The organism is Flavobacterium limi, from assembly GCF_010645075.1.
Lineage (GTDB): Bacteria > Bacteroidota > Bacteroidia > Flavobacteriales > Flavobacteriaceae > Flavobacterium > Flavobacterium limi.
Window position 1 is genome coordinate 570,621 of the sequence record NZ_JAADZV010000001.1, and the last position, 22,953, is coordinate 593,573.

At 34.6% G+C, this 22,953-nt stretch carries 18 protein-coding genes; 12 read left to right on the forward strand and 6 right to left on the reverse strand.

Translation table 11 applies throughout. From position 1 onward, the window contains the following. The first annotated feature begins 115 nt into the window (after positions 1–115). On the forward strand, positions 116–2,236 hold the full coding sequence (locus GXM16_RS02480) for a M3 family metallopeptidase (protein ID WP_163392390.1): 2,121 nt from the start codon (positions 116–118) through the stop codon (positions 2,234–2,236). 154 nt (positions 2,237–2,390) lie between these two features. Here GXM16_RS02480 and tsf read toward each other — a convergent pair whose 3' ends face one another. The 4 genes from tsf to rplM all read right to left on the reverse strand — a co-directional run bounded on the left by tsf (position 2,391) and on the right by rplM (position 5,285). Then, positions 2,391–3,353 (reverse strand): translation elongation factor Ts, encoded by a 963-nt coding sequence (gene tsf / locus GXM16_RS02485; protein WP_163392392.1) that lies wholly within the window; start codon positions 3,351–3,353, stop codon positions 2,391–2,393. Positions 3,354–3,492: 139 nt separating this feature from the next. Then, entirely contained in the window at positions 3,493–4,266 is a 774-nt protein-coding gene (gene rpsB / locus GXM16_RS02490) for a 30S ribosomal protein S2 (RefSeq protein WP_163392394.1), read from the reverse strand. A gap of 177 nt (positions 4,267–4,443) precedes the next feature. Beyond that, positions 4,444–4,830: a 30S ribosomal protein S9 gene (gene rpsI / locus GXM16_RS02495; protein WP_035645327.1), complete on the reverse strand. Its 387-nt coding sequence runs from the start codon at positions 4,828–4,830 to the stop codon at positions 4,444–4,446. Next, a complete protein-coding gene (gene rplM, locus GXM16_RS02500; RefSeq protein ID WP_163392396.1) occupies positions 4,830–5,285 on the reverse strand; it encodes a 50S ribosomal protein L13 in 456 nt (151 codons plus the stop codon). The genes rpsI and rplM overlap by 1 nt, the downstream gene beginning before the upstream one ends. A 351-nt stretch (positions 5,286–5,636) precedes the next feature. On the opposite strand from rplM, the gene GXM16_RS02505 reads away from it, so the two are divergent. Next, positions 5,637–6,665 (forward strand): LacI family DNA-binding transcriptional regulator, encoded by a 1,029-nt coding sequence (locus GXM16_RS02505; RefSeq protein WP_163392397.1) that lies wholly within the window; start codon positions 5,637–5,639, stop codon positions 6,663–6,665. A 52-nt stretch (positions 6,666–6,717) separates the two neighbouring features. Here GXM16_RS02505 and GXM16_RS02510 read toward each other — a convergent pair whose 3' ends face one another. Beyond that, entirely contained in the window at positions 6,718–7,542 is an 825-nt protein-coding gene (locus tag GXM16_RS02510; protein WP_163392399.1) for a universal stress protein, read from the reverse strand. Between the two features lie 175 nt (positions 7,543–7,717). Between GXM16_RS02510 and rimP the strand changes: the two genes are divergently transcribed. From rimP to infB, 3 genes are read left to right on the forward strand one after another with little or no spacing between them, the layout of a single operon-like run. Continuing rightward, positions 7,718–8,182 (forward strand): ribosome assembly cofactor RimP, encoded by a 465-nt coding sequence (gene rimP, locus GXM16_RS02515; RefSeq protein ID WP_167519848.1) that lies wholly within the window; start codon positions 7,718–7,720, stop codon positions 8,180–8,182. A gap of 14 nt (positions 8,183–8,196) precedes the next feature. Further along, complete coding sequence (gene nusA, locus GXM16_RS02520) at positions 8,197–9,450, forward strand: transcription termination factor NusA (protein WP_163392403.1); 1,254 nt, start codon at positions 8,197–8,199, stop codon at positions 9,448–9,450. Positions 9,451–9,509: 59 nt separating this feature from the next. After that, positions 9,510–12,374, forward strand: coding sequence for a translation initiation factor IF-2 (gene infB, locus GXM16_RS02525; protein WP_163392405.1), 2,865 nt, complete (start codon positions 9,510–9,512; stop codon positions 12,372–12,374). A gap of 260 nt (positions 12,375–12,634) precedes the next feature. Here infB and GXM16_RS02530 read toward each other — a convergent pair whose 3' ends face one another. After that, positions 12,635–13,024 (reverse strand): SPOR domain-containing protein, encoded by a 390-nt coding sequence (locus GXM16_RS02530; protein ID WP_163392407.1) that lies wholly within the window; start codon positions 13,022–13,024, stop codon positions 12,635–12,637. Between the two features lie 220 nt (positions 13,025–13,244). Here GXM16_RS02530 and GXM16_RS02535 point away from each other — a divergent pair, with 220 nt between their 5' ends. The 7 genes from GXM16_RS02535 to GXM16_RS02565 are packed head-to-tail and all read left to right on the forward strand — an operon-like array spanning position 13,245 to position 22,941. Further along, the gene (locus GXM16_RS02535; RefSeq protein WP_163392409.1) at positions 13,245–14,582 is read left to right on the forward strand and encodes a c-type cytochrome; all 1,338 of its coding nucleotides are present in this window, start codon (positions 13,245–13,247) and stop codon (positions 14,580–14,582) included. Positions 14,583–14,614: 32 nt separating this feature from the next. Further along, complete coding sequence (locus GXM16_RS02540) at positions 14,615–17,671, forward strand: TAT-variant-translocated molybdopterin oxidoreductase (protein ID WP_163392411.1); 3,057 nt, start codon at positions 14,615–14,617, stop codon at positions 17,669–17,671. Positions 17,672–17,705: 34 nt separating this feature from the next. Further along, entirely contained in the window at positions 17,706–19,109 is a 1,404-nt protein-coding gene (gene nrfD / locus GXM16_RS02545; protein WP_163392413.1) for an NrfD/PsrC family molybdoenzyme membrane anchor subunit, read from the forward strand. Beyond that, on the forward strand, positions 19,102–19,626 hold the full coding sequence (locus GXM16_RS02550; RefSeq protein ID WP_163392415.1) for a DUF3341 domain-containing protein: 525 nt from the start codon (positions 19,102–19,104) through the stop codon (positions 19,624–19,626). Before nrfD ends, GXM16_RS02550 begins: the two co-directional genes overlap by 8 nt. Before the next feature lie 8 nt (positions 19,627–19,634). Continuing rightward, positions 19,635–20,180 carry a c-type cytochrome gene (locus GXM16_RS02555; RefSeq protein WP_163392417.1) on the forward strand — a complete coding sequence of 182 codons (546 nt, stop codon included), beginning with the start codon at positions 19,635–19,637 and terminating at the stop codon, positions 20,178–20,180. 27 nt (positions 20,181–20,207) lie between these two features. After that, positions 20,208–21,731, forward strand: a complete 1,524-nt coding sequence (locus GXM16_RS02560) for a cation-translocating P-type ATPase (RefSeq protein ID WP_163392419.1) — start codon at positions 20,208–20,210, stop codon at positions 21,729–21,731. Between the two features lie 19 nt (positions 21,732–21,750). Beyond that, positions 21,751–22,941, forward strand: a complete 1,191-nt coding sequence (locus GXM16_RS02565; RefSeq protein ID WP_163392421.1) for a cytochrome c oxidase subunit II — start codon at positions 21,751–21,753, stop codon at positions 22,939–22,941. The last annotated feature ends 12 nt before the right edge of the window (positions 22,942–22,953 follow it).

Genomic DNA, 22,953 nt, shown 5'->3' on the forward strand with positions numbered 1-22,953 from the left:
TTAATTCAGGTTTGAATGTAGGTATGAAGTTTTAATATTTTAGAGAATGTTAAAAACTATTTATAATTAGTAAATTTTGGATACTTTTGAAAGATTACTAATTCAAAATAATAATATGAAAAAATTAATGTCAATTTTTCTCATGGGAACAACTTTTTTTGCGATAAATGCACAAAATAAGGAAAAAAATCCTTTGCATAAACTGTGGACAGGACCTTATGGAGGTACACCGGCTTTTAATGAATACAAAGTTTCAGATTTTAAACCAGCAATTGAATTTGCCATTCAGGAAAAATTGAATGAAGTTGATGCCATTGCCAACAATTCAAAAGCAGCAACTTTTGATAATACTATCGCAGCCCTGGAGCGTTCGGGAGCAACAATGGATAGGATTTCTGCTGTTTACGCAATTTACAGATCGAACCTGAGTAGTGCTGAATTTAATATCATTGACAGAGAAATGTCTCCAAAATTTTCTGAACTCAGCGACAAAATCAATCAGAACAAAAAATTATTCACAAGAATCGAAGCGCTTTACAATTCTAAAGAGAGTAAAAAATTAACGAGCGAACAACAGCGTTTAATTTGGTTGTATTATACCAATTTTATTCGTCAGGGAGCAAAATTAAATGAAAAAGATAAAGAGAAAGTGGCAGCAATTAATAAAGAATTGGCATCGCTTTACACACGTTTCAGTCAGAATTTATTAGAAGAAGAGCAAAATCAATATGTAGCTTTAGAAAAAGAAAGCGATTTTAACGGACTTCCTGATGAAGTAAAAAAAGCAGCTATTTCTGAAGCTAAGACAAGAAAATTAAGCGTTTTGGGATGTATTGCTAATACACGCTCGTCTATTGAGCCGTTTCTAACATTCTCAACTCGTAGAGATTTAAGAGAAAAAGCTTTTAATATCTTTGTAAAAAGAGGTGATAACCGAAACGTTAATGACAATAATTCAACAGCAGTTTCAATTTTAGAATTGAGAACACAGAAAGCAAAATTACTAGGTTTTCCAACATTTGCACATTGGAGTTTGTCAAACAAAATGGCAAAAGATCCACAAAAAACTTTAGATTTAATGCTTTCGGTTTGGGAGCCTGCAGTTAATAAAGTACATGATGATGTAGCTGAAATGCAGAAAATTGTAGATGCTGAGGGAGGGAAATTTAAAATTGCTCCTTGGGACTACCGTTTTTATGCTGAAAAAGTAAGAAAAGCGAAATACGATTTAGATCAAAATGAAGTAAAACCATACCTTCAATTAGAAAAATTAAGAGAAGGAATGTTTTGGGTTGCAGGTGAATTATTTAACCTGCAATTCAAACAAATTACAAATGTGCCGGTTTATCATTCAGATGTGCGTGTTTGGGAAGTAAGTAATAAAGTGACTGGAAAAACGGTTGGGTTATGGTATTTTGACCCATATGCACGTCTAGGGAAACGTTCAGGAGCATGGATGAATGCTTATCGCAATCAGGAAAGGATGGATGGCGAAGTTTTGACAATCGTATCTAATAACTGTAATTTCATAAAAGGAGTTTCAGATGAGCCTGTTTTGATTTCATGGGAAGATGCAAGTACTTTATTCCATGAATTTGGACATGCATTACACGGTCTATGTTCAAATGTAACGTACCCAAGTCTTGCCGGAACTTCTGTTGCCAGAGATTATGTTGAGTTTCCATCACAATTGTTAGAGCATTGGTTGGCAACTCCAGAGGTGTTAAATAAATTTGCTCTGCATTATAAAACTGGAGAACCTCTTCCGAAAACTATGGTAGATAGAATTGAAAGAGCTGGTACTTTTGGTGAAGGATTTTCGACGGTTGAAACAATTTCAAGCTCTTTGATTGATATGAAACTGCATTTGACAACAGAAAAAATAGATCCTAAAAAGTTTGAAAAGGAAACTTTAGATGCACTTCATATGCCGTCAGAAATTGTAATGCGTCATAGAATTCCGCAATTTGGTCACATCTTTTCAGGAGACGGCTACTCTGCAGGATATTACAGTTATTTGTGGGCAGATGTTATTAATGCAGATGCCTGGGAAGCTTTCTTAGAAGGAAAGGGACCTTATGATAAAGCAGTAGCAAAAAGACTTCATGATAACGTGTTTAGCGTAGGAAATACTATTGATCAGGAAAAAGCATATGAAAATTTTAGAGGAAGAGCTCCAAAGTCTGATGCTTTAATGAGAGCAAGGAATTTTCCTGTTTCATCTAAAAATAATTAGATAATTTTAGAGAATTAGAAAAGCCCGAATAGTCAATATTCGGGCTTTTTTGTGGCATTGTATTAATTGATTAAGAAAAGAACCTTAATCATGTCAATAAAAAAAGCCCCGAATAACTAAATATTCGGAACTTTTTAATATTGAAAAAAATATATTAACCTAAAGTAACTCTTTTGAAACCAGTGATTTCAACGTTGAATCCTTTAACATAATCACTCACTTTTTTACTGTCATCTTTGATGAAATTTTGGTCAAGTAATGCTTTTTCCTGATCTAATGTAGTATTGTCAGAGATAAAACGCTGTACTTTTCCTGGAAGGATTTTATCCCAGATTTGTTCTGGCTTACCTTCAGCTTTTAATTCAGCTTTAGCATCTTCTTCAGCTTGTTTGATAACTTCAGGAGTTAATTGAGAGAAAGAGATATATTTAGGAACATTTTTTAAAGTTTTTCCTAAACGTTTTGCTTCTTCATTATCTTTTTCGATTACAGCAATACGGGCAGCAAGTTCAGATTCAACAAAAGCAGGATCAAAATCTTTGTATGATAATGTATCAGCACCCATAGAAGCAACCTGCATAGAGATGTCTTTAGTTAAAGTCTCAGCGTTGTCAACTTTTGCAGAAATAGCTGTTAAAGCAGCAATTTTGTTAACGTGAACATAAGATCCAACGAAAGCACCTTCTAAAATTTCAAAACCACCGATTTCGATTTTCTCACCAATAACACCTGTTTGCTCGATTAATTTCTCAGCAACTGTGATTCCGTTGAAATCAGAAGCTAAGAAATCTTCTTTAGTAGAGAAGTTGATAGCTCTTTCAACTAAATCTTTAGCTAAAGTTACGAAAGCTTCATTTTTACCTACGAAGTCAGTTTCACAGTTTAAAGTGATAATAGCTCCTTTAGTGTTGTCTGCATTGATAAAAGAAACAGCAGCTCCTTCAGAAGACTCACGGTCAGAACGGTTAGCAGCAACTTTTTGTCCTTTTTCTCTAAGGATTTGTATCGCTTTATCGAAATCTCCTTCAGCTTCAACTAAAGCTTTTTTACAGTCCATCATTCCGGCACCTGTAGATTGTCTTAATTTATTTACGTCTGCAGCAGTAATTGTTGCCATAATATTTTAAGTTTTAATGTTTTTAAAAGTAAAAATTCCAGCTTTTAAATCCCAAACTCCAATTTTAATAAATTATCAACATAACGTTTTTAATTTTGTCTTGGATTTTGGAATTTAAAATTTGGAATTTAAAATTGATTTATTCTTCAGTTGCAGGAGCAGCTTCAGCTTCAACAGCAGGAGCGGCTTCTTCTTCAGCAGCAACTTCAGTTTCTTTTTCAGCACCTCTGTCAGAAAGACCTTCGATTACAGCAGTAGTTACTAAAGATAAAATTTTGTCAATTGATTTAGAAGCGTCATCATTTGCAGGAATCACGTAATCAACCTCTCTTGGGTCAGAATTCGTGTCAACCATTGCAAAAACTGGAATGTTTAATTTTTGAGCTTCTTTTATTGCGATGTGTTCAGCTTTGATATCTACTACGAACAATGCTGCAGGTAGTCTGGACATATCAGCGATTGAACCTAAGTTTTTCTCTAATTTAGCACGTAGACGATCAACTTGTAAACGCTCTTTTTTAGAAAGTGTGTTGAAAGTACCGTCTTTCTTCATTTTATCAATAGAAGACATTTTTTTAACTGCCTTTCTGATAGTTACGAAGTTAGTTAGCATTCCACCTGGCCATCTTTCAGTAATGTAAGGCATGTTTGCGGCTTTTGCTTTGTCGGCAACGATGTCTTTTGCTTGTTTTTTGGTAGCTACGAATAAGATTTTTCTACCTGATGCAGCAATTTTTTTCAAAGCTTCGTTAGCTTCTTCGATTTTAGCTGCAGTTTTATATAGATTGATAATGTGAATACCATTACGCTCCATATAAATGTAAGGAGCCATGTTTGGATCCCATTTTCTAGTCATGTGTCCGAAGTGAACACCTGCTTCTAGTAATTCTTTTACTTCTATTTTGTTTGCCATTTTTGTACTAGTTTACGTTCTGTTGATTAGCAATGTATAAATGGCGATTTCTCAGGCTTTATACATTTAGATGCTAAACTATATCCTACCTCGATAGGAGAGCAACAATAACTGTGTTTTTTAATTTCAATAAATAATTGATAATGTCTTGTTTCTATATCAACAAGACAGGTAATATTAACGTTTAGAGAACTGGAATCTCTTACGAGCTTTCTTCTGACCGAATTTCTTACGTTCAACCATTCTTGGGTCTCTTGTTAATAAACCTTCTGGTTTAAGGATTCCTCTGTTTTCAGCGTTAACTTCACACATTACACGTGCTAATGCCATTCTTACAGCTTCTGCCTGACCAGTTGTACCACCTCCGTAAACGTTAACTTTTACGTCAAAGTTACCAGCGTTTTCTGTCATAGAAAGCGGTTGTAATACTTTATATTGTAAAGTTGCAGTTGGAAAGTAAGTTGCGAATTCTTTTTTGTTTACAGTGATGTTTCCAGTTCCTTCAGAAACGTATACACGTGCAACAGCGGTTTTTCTTCTACCGATTTTGTGAATAACTCCCATTACTTAAGATCATTTAGGTTAACAGTTCTAGGTTTTTGAGCTCCGTGAGTATGCTCAGCACCTACAACAACATTTAGATTTCTAAAAAGTTCAGCTCCTAACTTGTTTTTAGGTAGCATACCTTTTACAGCTTTTTCTACTAATAATGCAGGGTTTTTAGCTTGCAATACTTTAGCAGTTAAAGTTCTTTGTCCTCCTGGGTAACCTGTATGACGCATGTAAATTTTGTCATTCATTTTTGTACCTGTAAGGTTAATTTTTTCTGAGTTGATAACAATTACGTTATCTCCACAGTCAACGTGCGGTGTGTAACTTGGTTTGTACTTACCTCTCAAGATCATAGCAACCTTTGAAGCAAGACGTCCTAAGTTATGACCTTCAGCGTCAACAACAATCCACTCTTTAGTTACGGTGGCTTTGTTTGCTGAAACTGTTTTGTAGCTTAATGCGTCCATAATATTATTTTAATTAAACATTCCATCCCCAATAAAGGGGATGCAAAAGTACAATTAATTATTTTAAAACCAAATACCTTAAAAGATTATTTTAACTGCTGATTTTCAGCTGCTAATTTTTATTCAAAACAATAAAAAGCCATCTCTGCAATATTAAGCGGAGAAGGTTTGTCGATGAGCTTGTAAAAAATACCCTTTATAGATATATCGGTTATGTCGACAAGTTTGTTTTCTTTATAATTTCTTTAAAATAAGGAGTAGATGCTAAAATTTTAATGTACTCTCAGGTGAATTTTGTTGTGATTTCACTAATTCCACTATATTTGTACTAATTCCATAAATTATGATAGAATGAAAGCTAAAGCAACTTTAAAACAAATAGCAAAAGAACTTGGTGTTTCTGTATCAACTGTTTCTAAGGCATTAAACGATAGTCCTGAAATTAGTGAGCAAACAAAGGTGAAAATTAAAGAGTATGCCAAACTCAAAAATTATAAGCCAAATGTTATTGGTCTGAATTTAAAGAATCGTAAAACCAAAACAATAGGTGTAATTATACCTAATATATTGAACTCTTTTTTTGCAAAGGTTTTTAGTGGTATTGAAAAAGTAGCAGACAAAAAAGGATATAATGTAATTACATGTATTTCGAACGAATCCTTAGAGAAAGAAGTTCATACACTTGAAATGCTAAGTAACGGGACTATTGACGGATTTATTCTTTCTGTTTCACAAGAAGCTCAGAATTTGGAAGAATACAGTCATTTTTCTGAAATCATCAATGATGGTACTCCAATTGTAATGTTTGACAGGATTGCTGATGGAGTTGAATGTGATAAAGTTGTAGTTGATGATTTTGATTCGGCTTTAAATTCAACACAGCACCTGATTAATTTAGGATGTAAAAATATTGCTTTAATTTCTTCAGTAGATAATTTGAGTGTTGGAAAACTTAGAGCTGATGGGTATCTGAAAGCTTTAAAGGAAAATGATATCCCGGTAAACGAAAAAATAATTCTTCGTGCGAATTCAGAAGAAGAGATGAAAAGTAAAATCGAAGCAATTTTCGATCATAAAATTGACGGGATTTTTGCTTTGGATGAAAATGATTCAGTTGCTGCTTTGAGGGTGAGTTTAAAGAAAGGATTTAATGTTCCTGAAGATATTTCAATAATAGGATTTGCTGATGGGATTTTAGCATCAAGGCGTTTATCTCCAAGTCTGACAACTGTAAGCCAGCACGGAATTGAGATTGGTGAAGTTGCTGCTAAACGATTAATTTCAAGACTGGAAGAAGAAGAAGGGGAAAGTTCTGCTTATGAAACAATTGTTATTAAAACAAAATTAAAAGAAAGGGAGTCAACGAGAAAATCTAAATAAAAACCAGAATTCCATTTTAACACAAAATTGATTTCTGGTTTTTATTCTATTTTTAAATTTTAAATGTTATAACGGGTCTTGCAGTATGATTCACAAGGCCTTCACTAATGCTGCCGTTAAAAAAGTGGGCAAAGCCTGTTCTGCCATGAGTGCACATTCCGATGATATCGGCATTGATGCTGTTTGAAAAATTAATAATTCCTTTTTCTATATTGGTGTCATTATATATATGTGTAGAATAATTCGTCAGACTAAATTCGTTTACAAAATCTTTCATTGCTTTTTCAATAACATGAGTTGGTTTGAAACTGTTGGGGGTGCAAATTGTAACAAGATGTATTTTTGAATCAAAGAATTCAGTGAAGTTTAATAGTTTTTCAAATGGTTTTTTTGATTCTTCTGTGAAATCTGAAGCAAAAACGATATTAGATGCATTAAAATCTGAAATGTCTTTTTTAATAACCAAAACCGGAATGTCAGAATTTCTAACCACTTTTTCAGTATTAGATCCAATTAATAATTCCTGAACACCTGAAGAGCCGTGAGATCCCATTATAATTAAATCAATATTGTTTTCTTTGCTGACTTGCGAAATCCCATGAATTGTTTTATCAATTTTTAAGATTTCAGTTACGGAGATGTCTTGAAGGTAGGGTTTTTCAGTAGTTTTGTCCAGCATTTCATTAGCTTTTTTCATAAACAACATTGTTTCAGGAATACTCGCTCCGCCTGTAATTGCATCGTTCATTTGGCTTGGTAGTTCCAGCATATGAACCAGGATAATCTCTGAATTGTGTTTTCGTGCAATTTGTGCTGCGACTTTTAAGGCGTCTTCAGCATGTTCTGAGAAGTCAGTAGGGACTAAAATTCGTTTCATAATTTTTGAGGTTAAATTATTTGAATAATCCGTTATTTTAATGCTCTTATAAAGATAAGAAATATTATTAGAGCAATCTAATTATTTGATTTATAAAAAAAACACTATATTTGCACCGTTATTTATTAAAATCTAAATAATGAGGGGACTAAGTGTCCCCTCTTTTTATAAAATTATGACATTTAAAGAAAAAGTAAACGCATTAATCACAGAAGCCCTTTTAGAAAGACCTTCAATCTTTTTGATTGATTTGAGTATTTCTGATTCTTTTAAAATTAGTGTGGGTTTAGATGGGGATAATGGAGTGGCGCTTCAGGATTGTATTGATATTAGTCGTGCAATCGAGAATAATCTTGATCGTGAAGAACAGGATTTCTCTCTTGAAGTAGCATCTGTTGGAGTAGGTTCGCCACTGAAATTTACAAGACAATACAAGAAAAATATTGGTAGAACATTGATTGTTACTACAAATAGTGAAAAAATTGAAGCAGAATTGGTTGAAGCTAACGATGTTTTTATAATTTTGTCTTGGGAAGCAAGAGAACCGAAGAAAATAGGAAAAGGAAAGGAAACAGTTCAAAAAGAGCAGCAAATACCTTATACAGAAATTAAAGAGGCAATTGTTACAGTAACATTTTAATTTAAAGAATTCGCATGGAAAATTTAGCATTAATCGATTCATTCTCAGAGTTTAAAGATAATAAACTTATTGATCGTGTAACGCTTATGGCAATTTTAGAAGACGTGTTTAGAAATGCATTGAAGAAAAAATACGGTTCTGATGATAACTTCGACATTATTATAAATCCTGATAAGGGAGATATGGAAATTTGGAGAAGAAGAGTAATCGTTGCTGACGAAGATCTTGATTTTGAGAACGAAGAAATTACCCTGACAGAAGCCAGAATGATTGAAGCGGATTTTGAAATTGGTGAGGAGGTTTCTGAAGAAGTTAAATTGATTGATTTAGGAAGAAGAGCTATTTTGGCCTTGCGTCAAAACTTAATATCGAAAATTCACGAACACGATAATACAAATCTTTACAAACAATTTAAAGATATTATTGGTGATATTTATACTGCAGAAGTGCATCATGTAAGGCCAAGAGTTGTAATTTTGGTAGATGACGAAGGAAATGAGATTGTACTTCCAAAAGAAAAACAAATTCCGTCTGATTTTTTCCGTAAAGGAGATAATGTTCGTGGTATAATTGAAAGTGTTGAATTAAAGGGAAATAAGCCTCAAATTATTATGTCCAGAACTTCTGAGAAGTTTTTAGAGAAATTGTTTGAGCAGGAAATCCCAGAAGTTTTCGATGGATTAATTACGGTTAAAAATGTAGTTCGTATTCCAGGTGAAAAAGCAAAAGTAGCTGTAGATTCTTATGATGACAGAATTGATCCGGTTGGAGCTTGTGTTGGTATGAAAGGGTCTCGTATTCATGGAATAGTTCGTGAGTTAGGAAATGAAAATATTGACGTAATCAACTACACAAACAATATTCAGTTGTTTATTACAAGAGCATTAAGCCCTGCAAAAGTTTCTTCAGTTAAAATTGATGAAGAAAATAAAAGAGCTGAAGTTTTCTTGAAATTAGAAGAAGTTTCTAAAGCAATTGGTAGAGGAGGTCATAATATTAAATTAGCAGGTCAGTTAACAGGTTATGAATTAGATGTTATTCGTGAGGGTGATGTTGCAGGTACGGTTGCAGATGAAGATGACGTTGAATTAACTGAGTTTTCTGATGAAATCGAAGAATGGGTAATTGAAGAGTTTGCTAAAATAGGTTTAGATACTGCAAAAAGTATCTTGAAACACGATGTAGAAGACTTAGTAAGAAGAACAGATCTGGAAGAGGAAACTATTCTAGATGTTATGAAAATACTAAAAGAAGAGTTTGATAGCTAGAAACAGCTGAGTATCTGCTCTAACAACACAAACGAAAAAGGTAATAATAAAAAGGTTATATGTCTGAAGAGAGAGTAATAAGAATAAACAAGGTTTTAAGGGAATTAAATATTTCGTTAGAAAGAGCTGTTGATTATCTAAAAGATAAGGGAATTGCTATTGATGCAAATCCGAATGCTAAAATTTCTGACAGTGAATTTAATATCCTGCAAAGCCAATTTGCGGGCGATAAGGGGAATAAAGAGGCTTCTAAAGAAGTAGGGGAAGAGAAAAGAAAGGAAAAAGAAGCATTGCGTGTAGAACGTGAGAAAGAAATTGAAGACAAACGCAGACAAGACGAGGAACGTCAAAAACAACAGGAAATTATAAAAGCAAAAGCTGTTGTGACAGGACCTGTTCAGGTGGGTAAAATTGATTTGAATCCAAAAAAACCTGCTGCGGTTCAAATTCCTTCAGAGGGGCCGGCAAAAGTGAAAGTTGAGGAGCCTAAAGTTGTTCAGCCAGAAACCGAAAAATTAATACCAAAAGAGGAAGTTAAATCTGAAGCTCCTTTACCTCAAGACAAAGTAGAAGAACCTGTTATTACTGAGAAAAAAGAAATAAAAGCAGAAACCTCTAAAACAGCACAGGAACCTGTTATTGCAACTGATCCTGAAACTTCAGAAGAGACTATTACTACACAATACCAAAAATTATCTGGAACAACTCTTACTGGTCAGACTATTGATTTGTCTCAATTCAATAAGCCAAAGAAAAAGAAAGAAGATCCAAAAATAATGCCAAATAAACCGGGTGCTCCGGGCGCAAATAATAATGCTAATAAAAATAAGCGTAAAAGGATTGCTCCTAAACCTGGCACTGGTACTCCTGGATTGCAAAAACCGGCTGCGGGTAATGTACAGGGGGCGCCAGGATCTAATAAAATTACGCCAAATACTGGTGGTTTTAATGCCAATAGAAGTGCTCGACCTGGTTTTGTAAAAGGAAATCGTCCTGCTATAATTGCTAAGGTGGAGCCTACTGAAGAGGAAGTGAAAAACCAAATTAGAGAAACTCTTGAAAAACTACAGGGTAAAGGCGGAAAATCAAAAGCAGCTAAATACAGAAGAGACAAAAGAGATACGCATCGTCAGAAATCTGATGAGGAACAAAGAGCTCTTGACGAAGGAAGTAAAACCATAAAAGTTACTGAGTTTGTTACTGTAGGCGAAATTGCAATTATGATGGATGTGCCGATTACTAAGGTAATTGGAACCTGCATGTCTCTGGGTATTATGGTAACGATGAACCAGCGTTTGGATGCAGAAACTTTAACTATCGTGGCTGATGAGTTTGGTTATGAAGTTGAGTTTATTACAGTTGATATAGAAGAAGCTATTGAGATTGTAGAAGATAAAGAAGAAGATTTAGTAGTTAGGGCACCGATTGTTACTGTAATGGGACATGTCGATCACGGTAAAACATCTTTACTGGATTATATTCGTAAAGAAAATGTTATTGCTGGTGAGTCCGGAGGTATTACGCAGCACATTGGGGCTTATGGAGTTACTTTGGATAATGGTCAAAAAATCGCATTTTTAGATACGCCAGGTCACGAGGCTTTTACCGCGATGCGTGCACGTGGTGCTCAGGTTACCGATATTGCTATAATTGTTGTAGCAGCCGATGATGATATCATGCCACAAACAAAAGAAGCAATTTCTCATGCACAAGCTGCGGGTGTGCCAATTATATTTGCAATAAATAAAATTGATAAACCAAATGCTAACGTTGAGAAGATTAAAGAGCGTTTGGCAGGGATGAATTTACTAGTTGAAGACTGGGGTGGAAAAATTCAGTCACATGATATTTCTGCGAAAGTGGGGACAGGAGTAAAAGAATTATTAGAGAAAGTTTTATTAGAAGCTGAAATTCTTGATTTAAAAGCTAATCCGAACAAAGCTGCGCAGGGAACTGTTGTTGAGGCTTTCTTAGATAAAGGAAAAGGTTATGTCTCTACAATTTTAGTACAGCAAGGTACTTTGAAAATTGGAGATTATATGTTAGCAGGAAAGCATCATGGTAAGATTAAAGCGATGCATGATGAGCGTGGACATAATGTAAAAGAAGCAGGTCCGTCGACTCCGGTATCTGTTTTAGGTTTAGATGGAGCAGCTACTGCTGGAGATAAATTCAATGTATTTGAAGATGAAAAAGAAGCAAAACAAATTGCCTCTAAACGTTCTCAGTTAATGCGTGAACAATCTGTACGTACACAAAGACATATTACACTTGATGAGATTGGGCGTCGTATTGCTCTTGGTCAGTTTAAAGAATTAAATGTTATTCTTAAAGGTGATGTTGACGGATCTGTTGAAGCATTGTCTGATTCGTTCTCTAAACTTTCTACAGAAGAAGTTCAAATTAATATTATACATAAAGGGGTTGGAGCGATTACTGAAACAGATGTTAATTTAGCTTCTGCATCAGATGCGATTATCATCGGGTTTAACGTTCGTCCTGCCGGAAATGCAAGACAGCTTGCAGATAAAGAAGAAATTGACATTCGTTACTATTCTATTATCTATGCGGCTATCGATGACTTAAAAGATGCGATGGAAGGAATGCTGGCACCTGAAATGAAAGAAGAAGTGCTTGGAACTGCAGAAATTCGTGAGATTTTCAAAATTTCTAAAGTTGGTTCAATTGCTGGATGTATGGTAACGGATGGTAAGATTTTAAGAGCTTCTAAGATTAGGGTTATTCGAGAAGGTGTTGTTGTGCATACTGGCGAATTGGTTGCGTTAAAACGCTTTAAAGATGATGTAAAAGAAGTAACCAAAGGTTATGATTGTGGTATTCAGATTAAAGGTTTTAATGATATTGAAGAAAGAGATGTTATTGAAGCGTACCATGAAGTTGCAATTAAAAAGAAATTGAAATAGTGTTCAATATTAAAAGTCTCAATGAAAATTGAGGCTTTTTTTTTGTATAACTTTGAAGTAAAATCAACTTATTCTTGCTTAAATAATAATTTAGGCATACATCCGATAGTTGGTTTGTGAAGCTGAAAAAAGATTATTGTGTTGCCTGTTTGAGTTCTCGTGTTTATAAAAAAAAAGAAAGTTGTTTCATTTATTTTGAAACAACTTTCTTTTTGGATTATATTCTGAAATAATTATTTATATAGATATGGTCTAAAATCTTATTTGTTAGGTTTGACAAGAAATACACTTTTGTACTTTTTTCTAATTTCTTCTAGATTTCTTTCAGCTTCAATTCTTGTTTTAAAATTCCCAACTATAACCTTATAGTTTGGAGTATTGAAAATTATGGTACCATCCAGTGTGCTGAATTCTCTTTTAAAACCGGATAATGTTTTTTTTGCATCTTCGCTTTTTCCACTAAATATTTGAATTTTATAGGTGTCGTTGGTACTAATTGACGTGTTAATTTTACGTTTATCATTCAATAATTGTTCAAATTTTGGGTCTTGATTTAATGTAATATTTTGGTCTTGGGCATTAATGTTGTACGTACAGGTAAACATTGTTAATGTTAATAATATCTTTTCCGAAGGGGTTAAAATTCTCATAATCTGATTGTTTTTATACAAAAGTAGTATTTAAAGTTTATTGATGAAATGTTCTTATTATTTAGAATTGATATAAATTGATATTTAAGACTATTTTAAGGTTTTGAGAATAGTTCTTATATTGTATTTTTGTGCAAGTTTTTAAAAAAAGGTATCAGGTTTTTACTGAATGTTTACAGAAAAAATCATACCAAAGAATTAGTAGATAATTTTATACTATATGAAAAAGGTGGGTAACCATAATTCGATCTCAAGAAAATTGCTGTTTAGCTTATCGCTAACGCTGATTTTCTCCCTAACTTCATTTGCTCAAGACCCTGCTGCGGCTACTCCGGCTGCTGCTACAGAAGTTGCTGCTGCTCCGGCTGCAACAGGTGGGGGTGATCCGGTAAAAGGGAAAGAACTTTTTAATGCAAATTGCGCTGCATGTCACAAATTAGATGCTAAATCAACTGGTCCTGCTTTACGAGGTGTTGCTGATAAGCATGATAAAGCATGGCTTTATAAATGGGTGCATAACAGTTCTGACATGATTAAGTCAGGTGATCCTGTTGCAGTGAAACTTTTTGAAGAAAATAATAAGTCTGTAATGACTTCTTTTCCTCAATTATCTGAAGCTGATATTGATAATATTCTTGCTTATACTTCTGAAGTAAAAGCTGAGCCTGCTGCTGGTGCTGCTGTGTTGCCGACAGGTCCTCAGGCTGAAGGAAGTGGGATCTCTAATAATATTATTCTAGGGGCTCTTGCTCTAGTAATGGCTATTTTGGTTGTAATGTTGTTTATGGTGAACAAAGTATTAACTAAAGTAGCAAATAAAAATGGTATTGAAGTAGCTCCAAAAGAGGCCAGAACTCCAATCTGGAAAGCTTTTGTTCAAAATCAGTTCTTGGTTTTGGTAACTTCTATTTTTTTACTTTTGGCAAGTGGTTATTTTGTTTATGGGTATTTAATGCAGGTTGGTGTAGATCAAAATTATGAGCCAATTCAGCCAATTCATTACTCTCACAAAATTCACGCTGGTGATAACGAAATAAATTGTAAATACTGTCACTCTGCTGCACGTGTAAGTAAAACAGCAGGTATTCCTTCTTTAAATGTTTGTATGAACTGTCATAAAAATATTTCTGAAGTTGCTGAAACTACAGCTACAGCTGAGTATAGTAAAGCATTTTATGATGGTGAGATTCAAAAATTATATGATGCTGTTGGATGGGACAAGACTAAACAGGTTTATACCGGAAAAACAAAGCCTGTAAAATGGGTTCGTATTCATAACTTGCCAGACTTTGTTTACTTCAATCACTCACAACACGTTTCTGTTGCTGGTATTGAATGTCAAACTTGTCACGGACCAGTACAAGAATTTGAAATCATGAAGCAATATTCTAAATTAACAATGGGATGGTGTGTTGATTGCCATAGAAAAACTGATGTTAAGATGGAAGGAAATGCATATTATGATAAAATTCATGCTGAACTTTCTAAAAAATACGGTGTAGAGAAATTAACTGCAGCGCAAATGGGAGGTTTAGAATGCGGTAAATGCCACTATTAATCGAATTATTAAGATTTTAATATTTATATACAATGTCATCAAACAAAAAATACTGGAAAAGTGTTGAGGAACTAGAAAATAGTTCTATTGTTGAGGCGCTTAGAAATAACGAATTTGTTGAAGAAATTCCTACTGATGAATTCTTAGGGAACGCAGATGCTTTAGCATCTTCCGGAACTTCACGTCGTGACTTTTTAAAGTACGTAGGATTTAGTACTGCGGCTGTTACTTTAGCTGCCTGCGAAGGTCCTGTTCACAAATCGATACCTTATGTTTTACAACCAGAACAAATCATTCCTGGTGTTGCGGATTATTATGCAACAACGGTTTTTGATGGTTTTGATTTTGCTAATCTTTTGGTTAAAACTCGTGAGGGTCGTCCAATTAAAATTGAAAACAATACAATTGCAGGAGCCAAATTTTCTGCGAACGCTAGAATTCATGCTTCTATATTAGGGCTGTATGATAGTACTCGTTTGAAAGAGCCAAAAGTAGATGGAAAAGATTCTACTTGGTCTGCAGTTGATTTAAAGATAAAATCAAGTTTAGCTGATGCAAAAGCTAAAGGTGCTCAGGTTGTATTACTAACGAATACTTTGGCGAGTCCATCTACAGAAAAATTAATCTCTGAGTTTATTGCTAAAAATCCAAATGCTAAGCATGTGATTTATGATGCAGTTTCTTCATCTGAAGCTTTAGATGCTTTTGAAGCTGCGTATGGTGAAAGGGCGTTGGTAGATTATGATTTTTCTAAATCATCTTTAATTGTGTCTGTTGGTGCTGATTTCTTAGGAGACTGGCAAGGAGGTGGATACGATGCAGGATATGCACAAAGACGTATTCCTCAACAAGGAAAAATGTCGCGTCACTTTCAGTTTGAATCTAATATGACATTATCAGGAGCTGCTGCTGATAAGCGTGTTCCTATGACTACAGCTGATCAAAAACAGGCTTTAGTTCAGATTTATAATATTGTTGTAGGTGCTTCTGTTCCTGTTTCTTTGGATGGCAAGTTTAAAGCTGAAGTAGTTAAAGCTGCTCAACAGCTTAAAGCTGCTGGTTCAAGTGGAGTTTTAGTATCTGGAATTGAAGATAAAAATGCTCAATTATTAGTTTTGGCTATCAACCAGGCGTTGGCTAGTGAGGCTTTTACTACTGCAGGAACAAGACAGATTAGAAAAGGTTCTAATGCTGTGGTTTCTCAGTTGATTAAAGATTTGAATGCAGGAAGTGTTCATACTTTAATTATGAGCGGAGTTAATCCTGTTTACACGTTAGCAGATTCTGCTGCATTTGTTTCAGGATTGAAAAAAGCTAAAATGTCTGTTGCTTTTTCATTAAAAGAAGATGAAACAGCATCGATTGTTACTGTTGCTGCTCCAGCCCCTCACTATTTAGAGTCTTGGGGGGATGTTGAAATCACAAAAGGAACGTATAGTTTAACACAACCAACTATTCGTCCTATCTTTAATACTAAACAATTTCAAGATGTTTTATTGTCATTAAATGGTGCAGCTGTTACTTTTTATGATTATCTAAAAGCTAATTCTGCTGTATTTACTGCAGGTTCTTCTTGGAACAAAGTATTGCATGATGGTGTTTATGTAGTGGGATCAACTCCACTAACCGGAGGTTCAATCGATGCTGCTGCTGCTGCAAATGCAGTTTCAAAATCTAAAGCTGCTGGTGAATACGAATTAGTATTATACACTAAAACAGGTTTAGGGGACGGACAACATGCAAATAACCCTTGGTTGCAAGAATTCCCGGATCCAATAACAAGAGTTTCCTGGGATAACTACTTAACAATTTCAAATGCAGATGCTAAGAAATTTGATTTTTCAAACCCAATTGTGGCAAATGGAGGATTAAATGGAAATTATGCTACAATTACTGTTGACGGAGTTAAGCTGGAAAACGTTCCTGTAATTGTTCAACCAGGACAAGCGGTCGGGACTTTAGGTTTAGCTTTAGGTTATGGCCGTAAAGCTTCATTAAAAGAAGAAATGCAAGTAGGTTTAAACGCTTACGCTTTATATAAAGGTTTTAATGGTGTTCAATCTGTTTCTATAGCGAAAGCTGCTGGAGAACATGAGTTTGCTTGTGTTCAAGGCCAGAAAACGTTAATGGGAAGAGGTGATATCATCAAAGAAACTACATTAGATGTATTTAATAAAGAGAATGCTGAGCATTGGAACGAAAAACCAATGGTATCTTTAGATCACCAAGAGGTAGAAGCTACTACTGTTGATTTATGGGAATCGTTTGATCGTACTACTGGTCATCACTTTAACCTTTCAATCGACTTAAATGCTTGTACAGGATGTGGAGCTTGTGTTATTGCGTGTCACGCAGAAAACAACGTTCCAGTTGTTGGTAAAGCAGAGGTAAGAAGAAGCCGTGATATGCATTGGTTGCGTATCGATAGATATTATTCTTCTGAAAGTACTTTTGAAGGAGATAACGAAAGAAAAGAAGGAATTGCAGGTTTGTCTAGCTCATTATCTACATTTAATGAAATGGAAAACCCAGGTGAAAATCCACAAGTAGCATTCCAGCCTGTAATGTGTCAACACTGTAACCACGCACCTTGTGAAACAGTTTGTCCTGTTGCAGCAACATCTCACGGTCGTCAGGGGCAAAACCACATGGCTTATAACAGATGTGTTGGTACTCGTTACTGTGCAAACAACTGTCCTTATAAAGTACGTCGTTTCAACTGGTTCTTGTACAACAAAAACAGTGAATTCGATTATCATATGAATGACGATTTAGGTCGTATGGTATTAAATCCAGACGTTAACGTTCGTTCACGTGGAGTTATGGAAAAATGTTCTTTCTGTATCCAGAGTACTCAGGCTGTAATTCTTGAAGCTAAACGTCAAGGCAGAGAAGTAGCAAAAGATGAGTTTAACAATGCTTGTGCTTGTTCTGCTGCTTGTTCTTCTGGAGCAATGGTATTTGGGGATGTAAATGATAAAGAAAGTGCGGTTGCTAAATTAGCTGAAAGCGAAAGAGCTTATCATTTATTAGAGCATGTTGGTACAAAACCAAACGTTTTCTATCATGTAAAAGTTAGAAATACTTAGTAAAATTATTAATTAAGAAACAATATAAAGGATTATGTCGTCTCATTACGAAGCACCCATTAGAAAACCTTTAGTTATAGGTGATAAATCATATCATGATGTAACTGTAGATGTGGCAGCGCCTGTCGAAGGACCTGCAAATAAACAATGGTGGATTGTGTTTACAATCGCATTAGTAGCCTTCCTTTGGGGGTTAGGTTGTATAATTTACACCGTATCTACCGGTATCGGAACATGGGGATTAAATAAAACAGTTGGTTGGGCTTGGGATATCACAAACTTCGTTTGGTGGGTAGGTATTGGTCACGCCGGAACATTAATTTCTGCAGTATTATTACTTTTTCGTCAGCGTTGGAGAATGGCTATTAATCGTTCTGCGGAAGCTATGACCATTTTCTCTGTAGTACAGGCAGGTTTATTTCCAATTATTCACATGGGACGTCCATGGCTAGCATATTGGGTATTACCTATTCCAAATCAATTTGGATCACTATGGGTAAACTTTAACTCACCATTACTTTGGGACGTATTCGCAATTTCAACTTATCTTTCAGTATCATTGGTTTTCTGGTGGACTGGTTTATTGCCAGACTTTGCAATGCTTCGTGATAGAGCTATAACGCCTTTTAATAAAAGAGTCTATTCTATCTTAAGTTTCGGATGGAGCGGTAGGGCTAAAGATTGGCAGCGTTTTGAAGAAGTATCTTTAGTCTTAGCTGGTTTGGCAACTCCACTTGTGCTTTCTGTACACACGATTGTATCCATGGACTTTGCTACTTCTGTAATTCCAGGATGGCATACAACGATTTTCCCTCCTTACTTCGTTGCTGGAGCGGTTTTCTCTGGATTTGCAATGGTAAATACATTGTTAATCGTTATGAGAAAAGTTTCTAACCTTGAAGCATACATTACATTGCAGCATATCGAGTTAATGAATATCATTATTATGATTACTGGCTCTATTGTTGGTGTGGCTTACATCACCGAGTTATTTGTGGCTTGGTACTCAGGCGTAGAATATGAGCAATATGCATTCTTAAACAGAGCTACTGGACCTTACTGGTGGGCATATTGGGCGATGATGACTTGTAATGTTTTCTCTCCTCAGTTCATGTGGTTCAAAAAACTAAGAACAAGTATCATGTTTTCATTTGTTATTTCGATTGTAGTAAATATCGGAATGTGGTTTGAAAGATTTGTAATTATTGTTACTTCTTTACATAGAGATTACCTTCCATCTTCTTGGACAATGTTCTCACCAACATTTGTTGATATTGGAATTTTCATTGGTACAATTGGTTTCTTCTTTGTATTGTTTTTATTATACTCCAGAACATTTCCTGTAATTGCTCAGGCAGAGGTAAAAACAATTTTGAAAGGAACAGGAGATAATTACATTAGAGAAAGAGCAGCACATAAAGATTCACACCATGAGTAATAAAGTAATATACGCCATTTATAATGACGATGATATATTGATGGACGCAGTAAAGAAAACAAGAGCTGCTCATCATCATATTGAGGAAGTTTTTACTCCATTTCCGGTTCACGGATTGGATAAAGCTATGGGTTTACCACCAACAAGATTAGCAATTTGTGCTTTCCTATACGGATGTGTTGGTATTTCTGTTGCAACATTTATGATGAGTTATATCATGATTCATGACTGGCCACAGGATATTGGTGGAAAACCAAGTTTCAGTTTCATTCAGAACATGCCGTCTTTTGTGCCTATTATGTTTGAAATGACTGTGTTTTTTGCCGCACACTTGATGGTAATTACTTTTTATATGAGAAGTAGATTATGGCCATTTAAAGAAGCTGAAAATCCTGATGTAAGAACAACAGATGACCATTTTTTAATGGAGGTTGTTGTAAATGATAACGAAGCAGAACTTGTTTCTTTCTTTGAAGGAACTGGAGCTGTTGAAGTTAAAGTAATTGAAAAGAATTAATCGTAGCTATGAAAAGGATATATAAAATAACACTTTTAGTTGGTATAACTATTTTAGTTTCATCTTGCCACAATAATTCGGCACCAAACTATCAGTATTTCCCAAATATGTATGAGTCTGTAGCATATGAGCCTTATGCTGAGTCAAAAGTATTCAAAGGGGGAAAAGAAGGACAGCTTCCTGTAGAAGGAACTATTAACAGGGGTTTTGAACCCTATGAATACGAAAATTCAACTGCAGGTTACGAATTGGCTAAGGCTAATTTAAAATCTCCTTTGAGTATAGAGGAAAGAAATTCTGAAAAAGGAAAAGAGCTTTTTGAAATTTATTGTATCAGTTGTCATGGGGCTACTGGAAACGGTAAAGGTAAATTAGTTGAAAGAGAAAAATTTCTTGGAGTACCTAGTTATAAAGACAGAGAAATCACTGAGGGTAGTATCTTTCATGTTGAAACTTATGGTTTAAACGCAATGGGTTCACATGCAAATCAATTAAGTGCCCACGAACGTTGGTTAGTTGCTGACTATGTTCTAAAACTAAAAAGCCAATTATAATTGTTGAACAAACTGATCGTAATAGATATGTACACATTTTCAAGTAAATTAAAAACTTTTTCTATAATCCTAATGGCCGTTGGCATATTAGGTATCGGATATGGTTTTTTAAACGCTCCTAAAAATATTGAAGAGGTAGAGACTCTTCTCAAAAAAGAAGCATCAGAACATGGTGGCGGACATCATGAAGATGCAGCAATACATCATGAAGAAAAAACAGAAGTTATTCATGAAGAAAAAGATGAAGAAATTGCTCACCATGAGCAAGCTGTAGAGACTCATTCTGCAATTGCCGTAAATAAAGATTCAGTTGTTGCAAATGCTGATACAGTTCATGAAGTAAAAACTAAAGAGGCTCACGAAGCCGCAGTTACTAACCATGAAGTTAAAGCAGAAAAACACCAAGAAGTTTCTCATGGACATGATCCTAAAGCGCATGCTGAGCATGTTCTGCACCAATTACAAAATAAGCCATGGTCTGCTTTGTATGTTGCTTGTATTTTCTTCTTATTACTTTCTATGGGAGTTTTAGCATTTTATGCTATTCAGCAAGTTTCTCAGGCTGGATGGTCTCCTGTATTGTTTAGAGTTATGCAGGGTATCACGGCTTATTTACCAGCAGGTTCTATTATTTTCTTTATTATTCTGGTTCTTTGTGGATTACATTTTAATCACATTTTTGTATGGTTAAGTGAAGGAATTACTGATCCTTCACATGAGAATTATGATGCAATTATAGCTGGTAAATCTGGCTATTTAAACTTTCCATTTTGGATTGTAAGAGCAGCAATCTTTTTAGCAGGATGGAATTTATACCGTTACTTTTCCAGAAAAAACTGTTTAGCTCAGGATGAAGCTAATGATGATTTTTACTATAAAAAGAACTTTAAATTATCAGCTGGATTCTTAGTGTTCTTCATCGTTTCTGAATCAATTATGTCTTGGGACTGGATTATGTCTTTTGATCCTCATTGGTTTAGTACTTTATTCGGTTGGTATGTATTTGCTTCTTTCTTTGTAAGCGGTATTACAGCAATCGCATTAGTTACAGTTTACTTAAAATCTAAAGGATACTTAGAATATGTAAATACAAGCCATATTCACGATTTGGCTAAATTTATGTTTGGTATTAGTGTATTCTGGACTTATTTATGGTTCTCTCAGTTTATGCTGATCTGGTACGCAAATATTCCTGAAGAGGTAACTTATTTCGTAACAAGAATTCAATTATATAATCTGCCTTTCTTTGGTGCAGTAGTTATGAATTTTGTTTTTCCATTATTGATATTAATCAATACTGATTTCAAACGTCTTAACTGGGTTATTGTTATGGCTGGTATTGTTATTTTATTAGGACATTATGTTGACTTTTTTAATATGATTATGCCTGGTACTGTTGGTGACAGATGGTTTATTGGAGTCCCTGAAATTGCATCTATTCTTTTCTTCTTAGGTTTGTTTATTTTCATAGTGTTTACTGCTTTGAGTAAATCTCCTCTGTTAGCAAAAAGAAATCCTTTCATAGAAGAAAGTAAACATTTTCATTATTAATATTTAAAGAAATAAACAGATGACAAGTTTGTTGGTAATTATAGTTTTAGTTTTATTAGCAGTTGCGTTATGGCAATTGACCAAGATATTTGATCTTACTCAGGTAGGATCTTCTTCGGACGATTCTCAGGTTGCATCTGATAATGATAACAATGTTCAGGGATATATCATGTTTGGTTTTTTAGCTTTCATATATATCTTCACGATTTATGGTTTACTAAAATGGGGTAATTTGGCACTTCATACTCCTGCTTCAGAGCATGGTCTTTTAGTAGATAATTTAATGAATATTACTTGGGTATTAATTTTTACAGTTCAGGTTATTACTCAGGGATTGCTATATTGGTTTTCTTTTAAATATAAAGGGAACAAAGATAAAAAAGCCTTGTTTTTTGCTGATAGTAATAAGTTAGAAGCAATTTGGAGTATTATCCCTTCTGTCGTTTTAGCAATTCTAATTCTTTACGGATTGTATGCATGGAATAATATTATGTTTGTTGACAAAGATGAGGATGTAGTCGAAATTGAGTTATATGCTCAACAATTTAAATGGACAGCAAGATATGCCGGAAATGATAATACATTAGGTAAAGCCAATGTTCGTTTGATTGAAGGAGTTAATACTTTAGGTGTTGATATGTCTGATAAAAACTCTGAGGATGACATTGTAGTTACGGAATTACATATTCCTAAAGGTAAAAAAGTTCATTTTAAAATGCGTTCCCAAGACGTTTTGCATTCAGCTTATTTCCCTCACTTTAGAGCTCAGATGAACTGTGTTCCAGGTATGGTTACTGAGTTTGCATTTGTTCCAACTTATACAACTGCGGAGTATAGAGAGCTAGATTTCATGAAAGAAAAAGTCGCTCATATTAATAAACTTAGAGCTGAAAAAAGTGTTGAGTTAGTTGCTAAAGGAGGAACTGCTTTGGATCCTTATACATTTGATTATTTGTTATTATGTAATAAAATTTGTGGAGCTTCTCACTACAACATGCAAATGAAAGTTGTGGTTGATACTCCAGAAGATTACAAAAAATGGTTAAGTGAAAAAACTACTTTAGCTCAGGATATCGCTGCTGCTAAAGCTGCTGAAAAGCCAGCTGAAGGAACTGCACCAGCTGGAGATAGTTCTTCTAAGGTTATAGATACTGTTAAAGCGGTTGTTGATACTGTGAAGGCAGCTGTAGCTAAAGTTGCGATGAAATAATTTATTAAGAAA

What these genes read in the sequence shown, in the direction of transcription:
- GXM16_RS02480 (WP_163392390.1), top strand. Translation starts at nt 116, where the DNA reads ATGAAAAAATTAATGTCAATTTTTCTCATGGGAACAACTTTTTTTGCG.
- tsf (WP_163392392.1), bottom strand. Translation starts at nt 3,353, where the DNA reads ATGGCAACAATTACTGCTGCAGACGTAAATAAATTAAGACAATCTACA.
- rpsB (WP_163392394.1), bottom strand. Translation starts at nt 4,266, where the DNA reads ATGGCAAACAAAATAGAAGTAAAAGAATTACTAGAAGCAGGTGTTCAC.
- rpsI (WP_035645327.1), bottom strand. Translation starts at nt 4,830, where the DNA reads ATGGGAGTTATTCACAAAATCGGTAGAAGAAAAACCGCTGTTGCACGT.
- rplM (WP_163392396.1), bottom strand. Translation starts at nt 5,285, where the DNA reads ATGGACGCATTAAGCTACAAAACAGTTTCAGCAAACAAAGCCACCGTA.
- GXM16_RS02505 (WP_163392397.1), top strand. Translation starts at nt 5,637, where the DNA reads ATGAAAGCTAAAGCAACTTTAAAACAAATAGCAAAAGAACTTGGTGTT.
- GXM16_RS02510 (WP_163392399.1), bottom strand. Translation starts at nt 7,542, where the DNA reads ATGAAACGAATTTTAGTCCCTACTGACTTCTCAGAACATGCTGAAGAC.
- rimP (WP_167519848.1), top strand. Translation starts at nt 7,718, where the DNA reads ATGACATTTAAAGAAAAAGTAAACGCATTAATCACAGAAGCCCTTTTA.
- nusA (WP_163392403.1), top strand. Translation starts at nt 8,197, where the DNA reads ATGGAAAATTTAGCATTAATCGATTCATTCTCAGAGTTTAAAGATAAT.
- infB (WP_163392405.1), top strand. Translation starts at nt 9,510, where the DNA reads ATGTCTGAAGAGAGAGTAATAAGAATAAACAAGGTTTTAAGGGAATTA.
- GXM16_RS02530 (WP_163392407.1), bottom strand. Translation starts at nt 13,024, where the DNA reads ATGAGAATTTTAACCCCTTCGGAAAAGATATTATTAACATTAACAATG.
- GXM16_RS02535 (WP_163392409.1), top strand. Translation starts at nt 13,245, where the DNA reads ATGAAAAAGGTGGGTAACCATAATTCGATCTCAAGAAAATTGCTGTTT.
- GXM16_RS02540 (WP_163392411.1), top strand. Translation starts at nt 14,615, where the DNA reads ATGTCATCAAACAAAAAATACTGGAAAAGTGTTGAGGAACTAGAAAAT.
- nrfD (WP_163392413.1), top strand. Translation starts at nt 17,706, where the DNA reads ATGTCGTCTCATTACGAAGCACCCATTAGAAAACCTTTAGTTATAGGT.
- GXM16_RS02550 (WP_163392415.1), top strand. Translation starts at nt 19,102, where the DNA reads ATGAGTAATAAAGTAATATACGCCATTTATAATGACGATGATATATTG.
- GXM16_RS02555 (WP_163392417.1), top strand. Translation starts at nt 19,635, where the DNA reads ATGAAAAGGATATATAAAATAACACTTTTAGTTGGTATAACTATTTTA.
- GXM16_RS02560 (WP_163392419.1), top strand. Translation starts at nt 20,208, where the DNA reads ATGTACACATTTTCAAGTAAATTAAAAACTTTTTCTATAATCCTAATG.
- GXM16_RS02565 (WP_163392421.1), top strand. Translation starts at nt 21,751, where the DNA reads ATGACAAGTTTGTTGGTAATTATAGTTTTAGTTTTATTAGCAGTTGCG.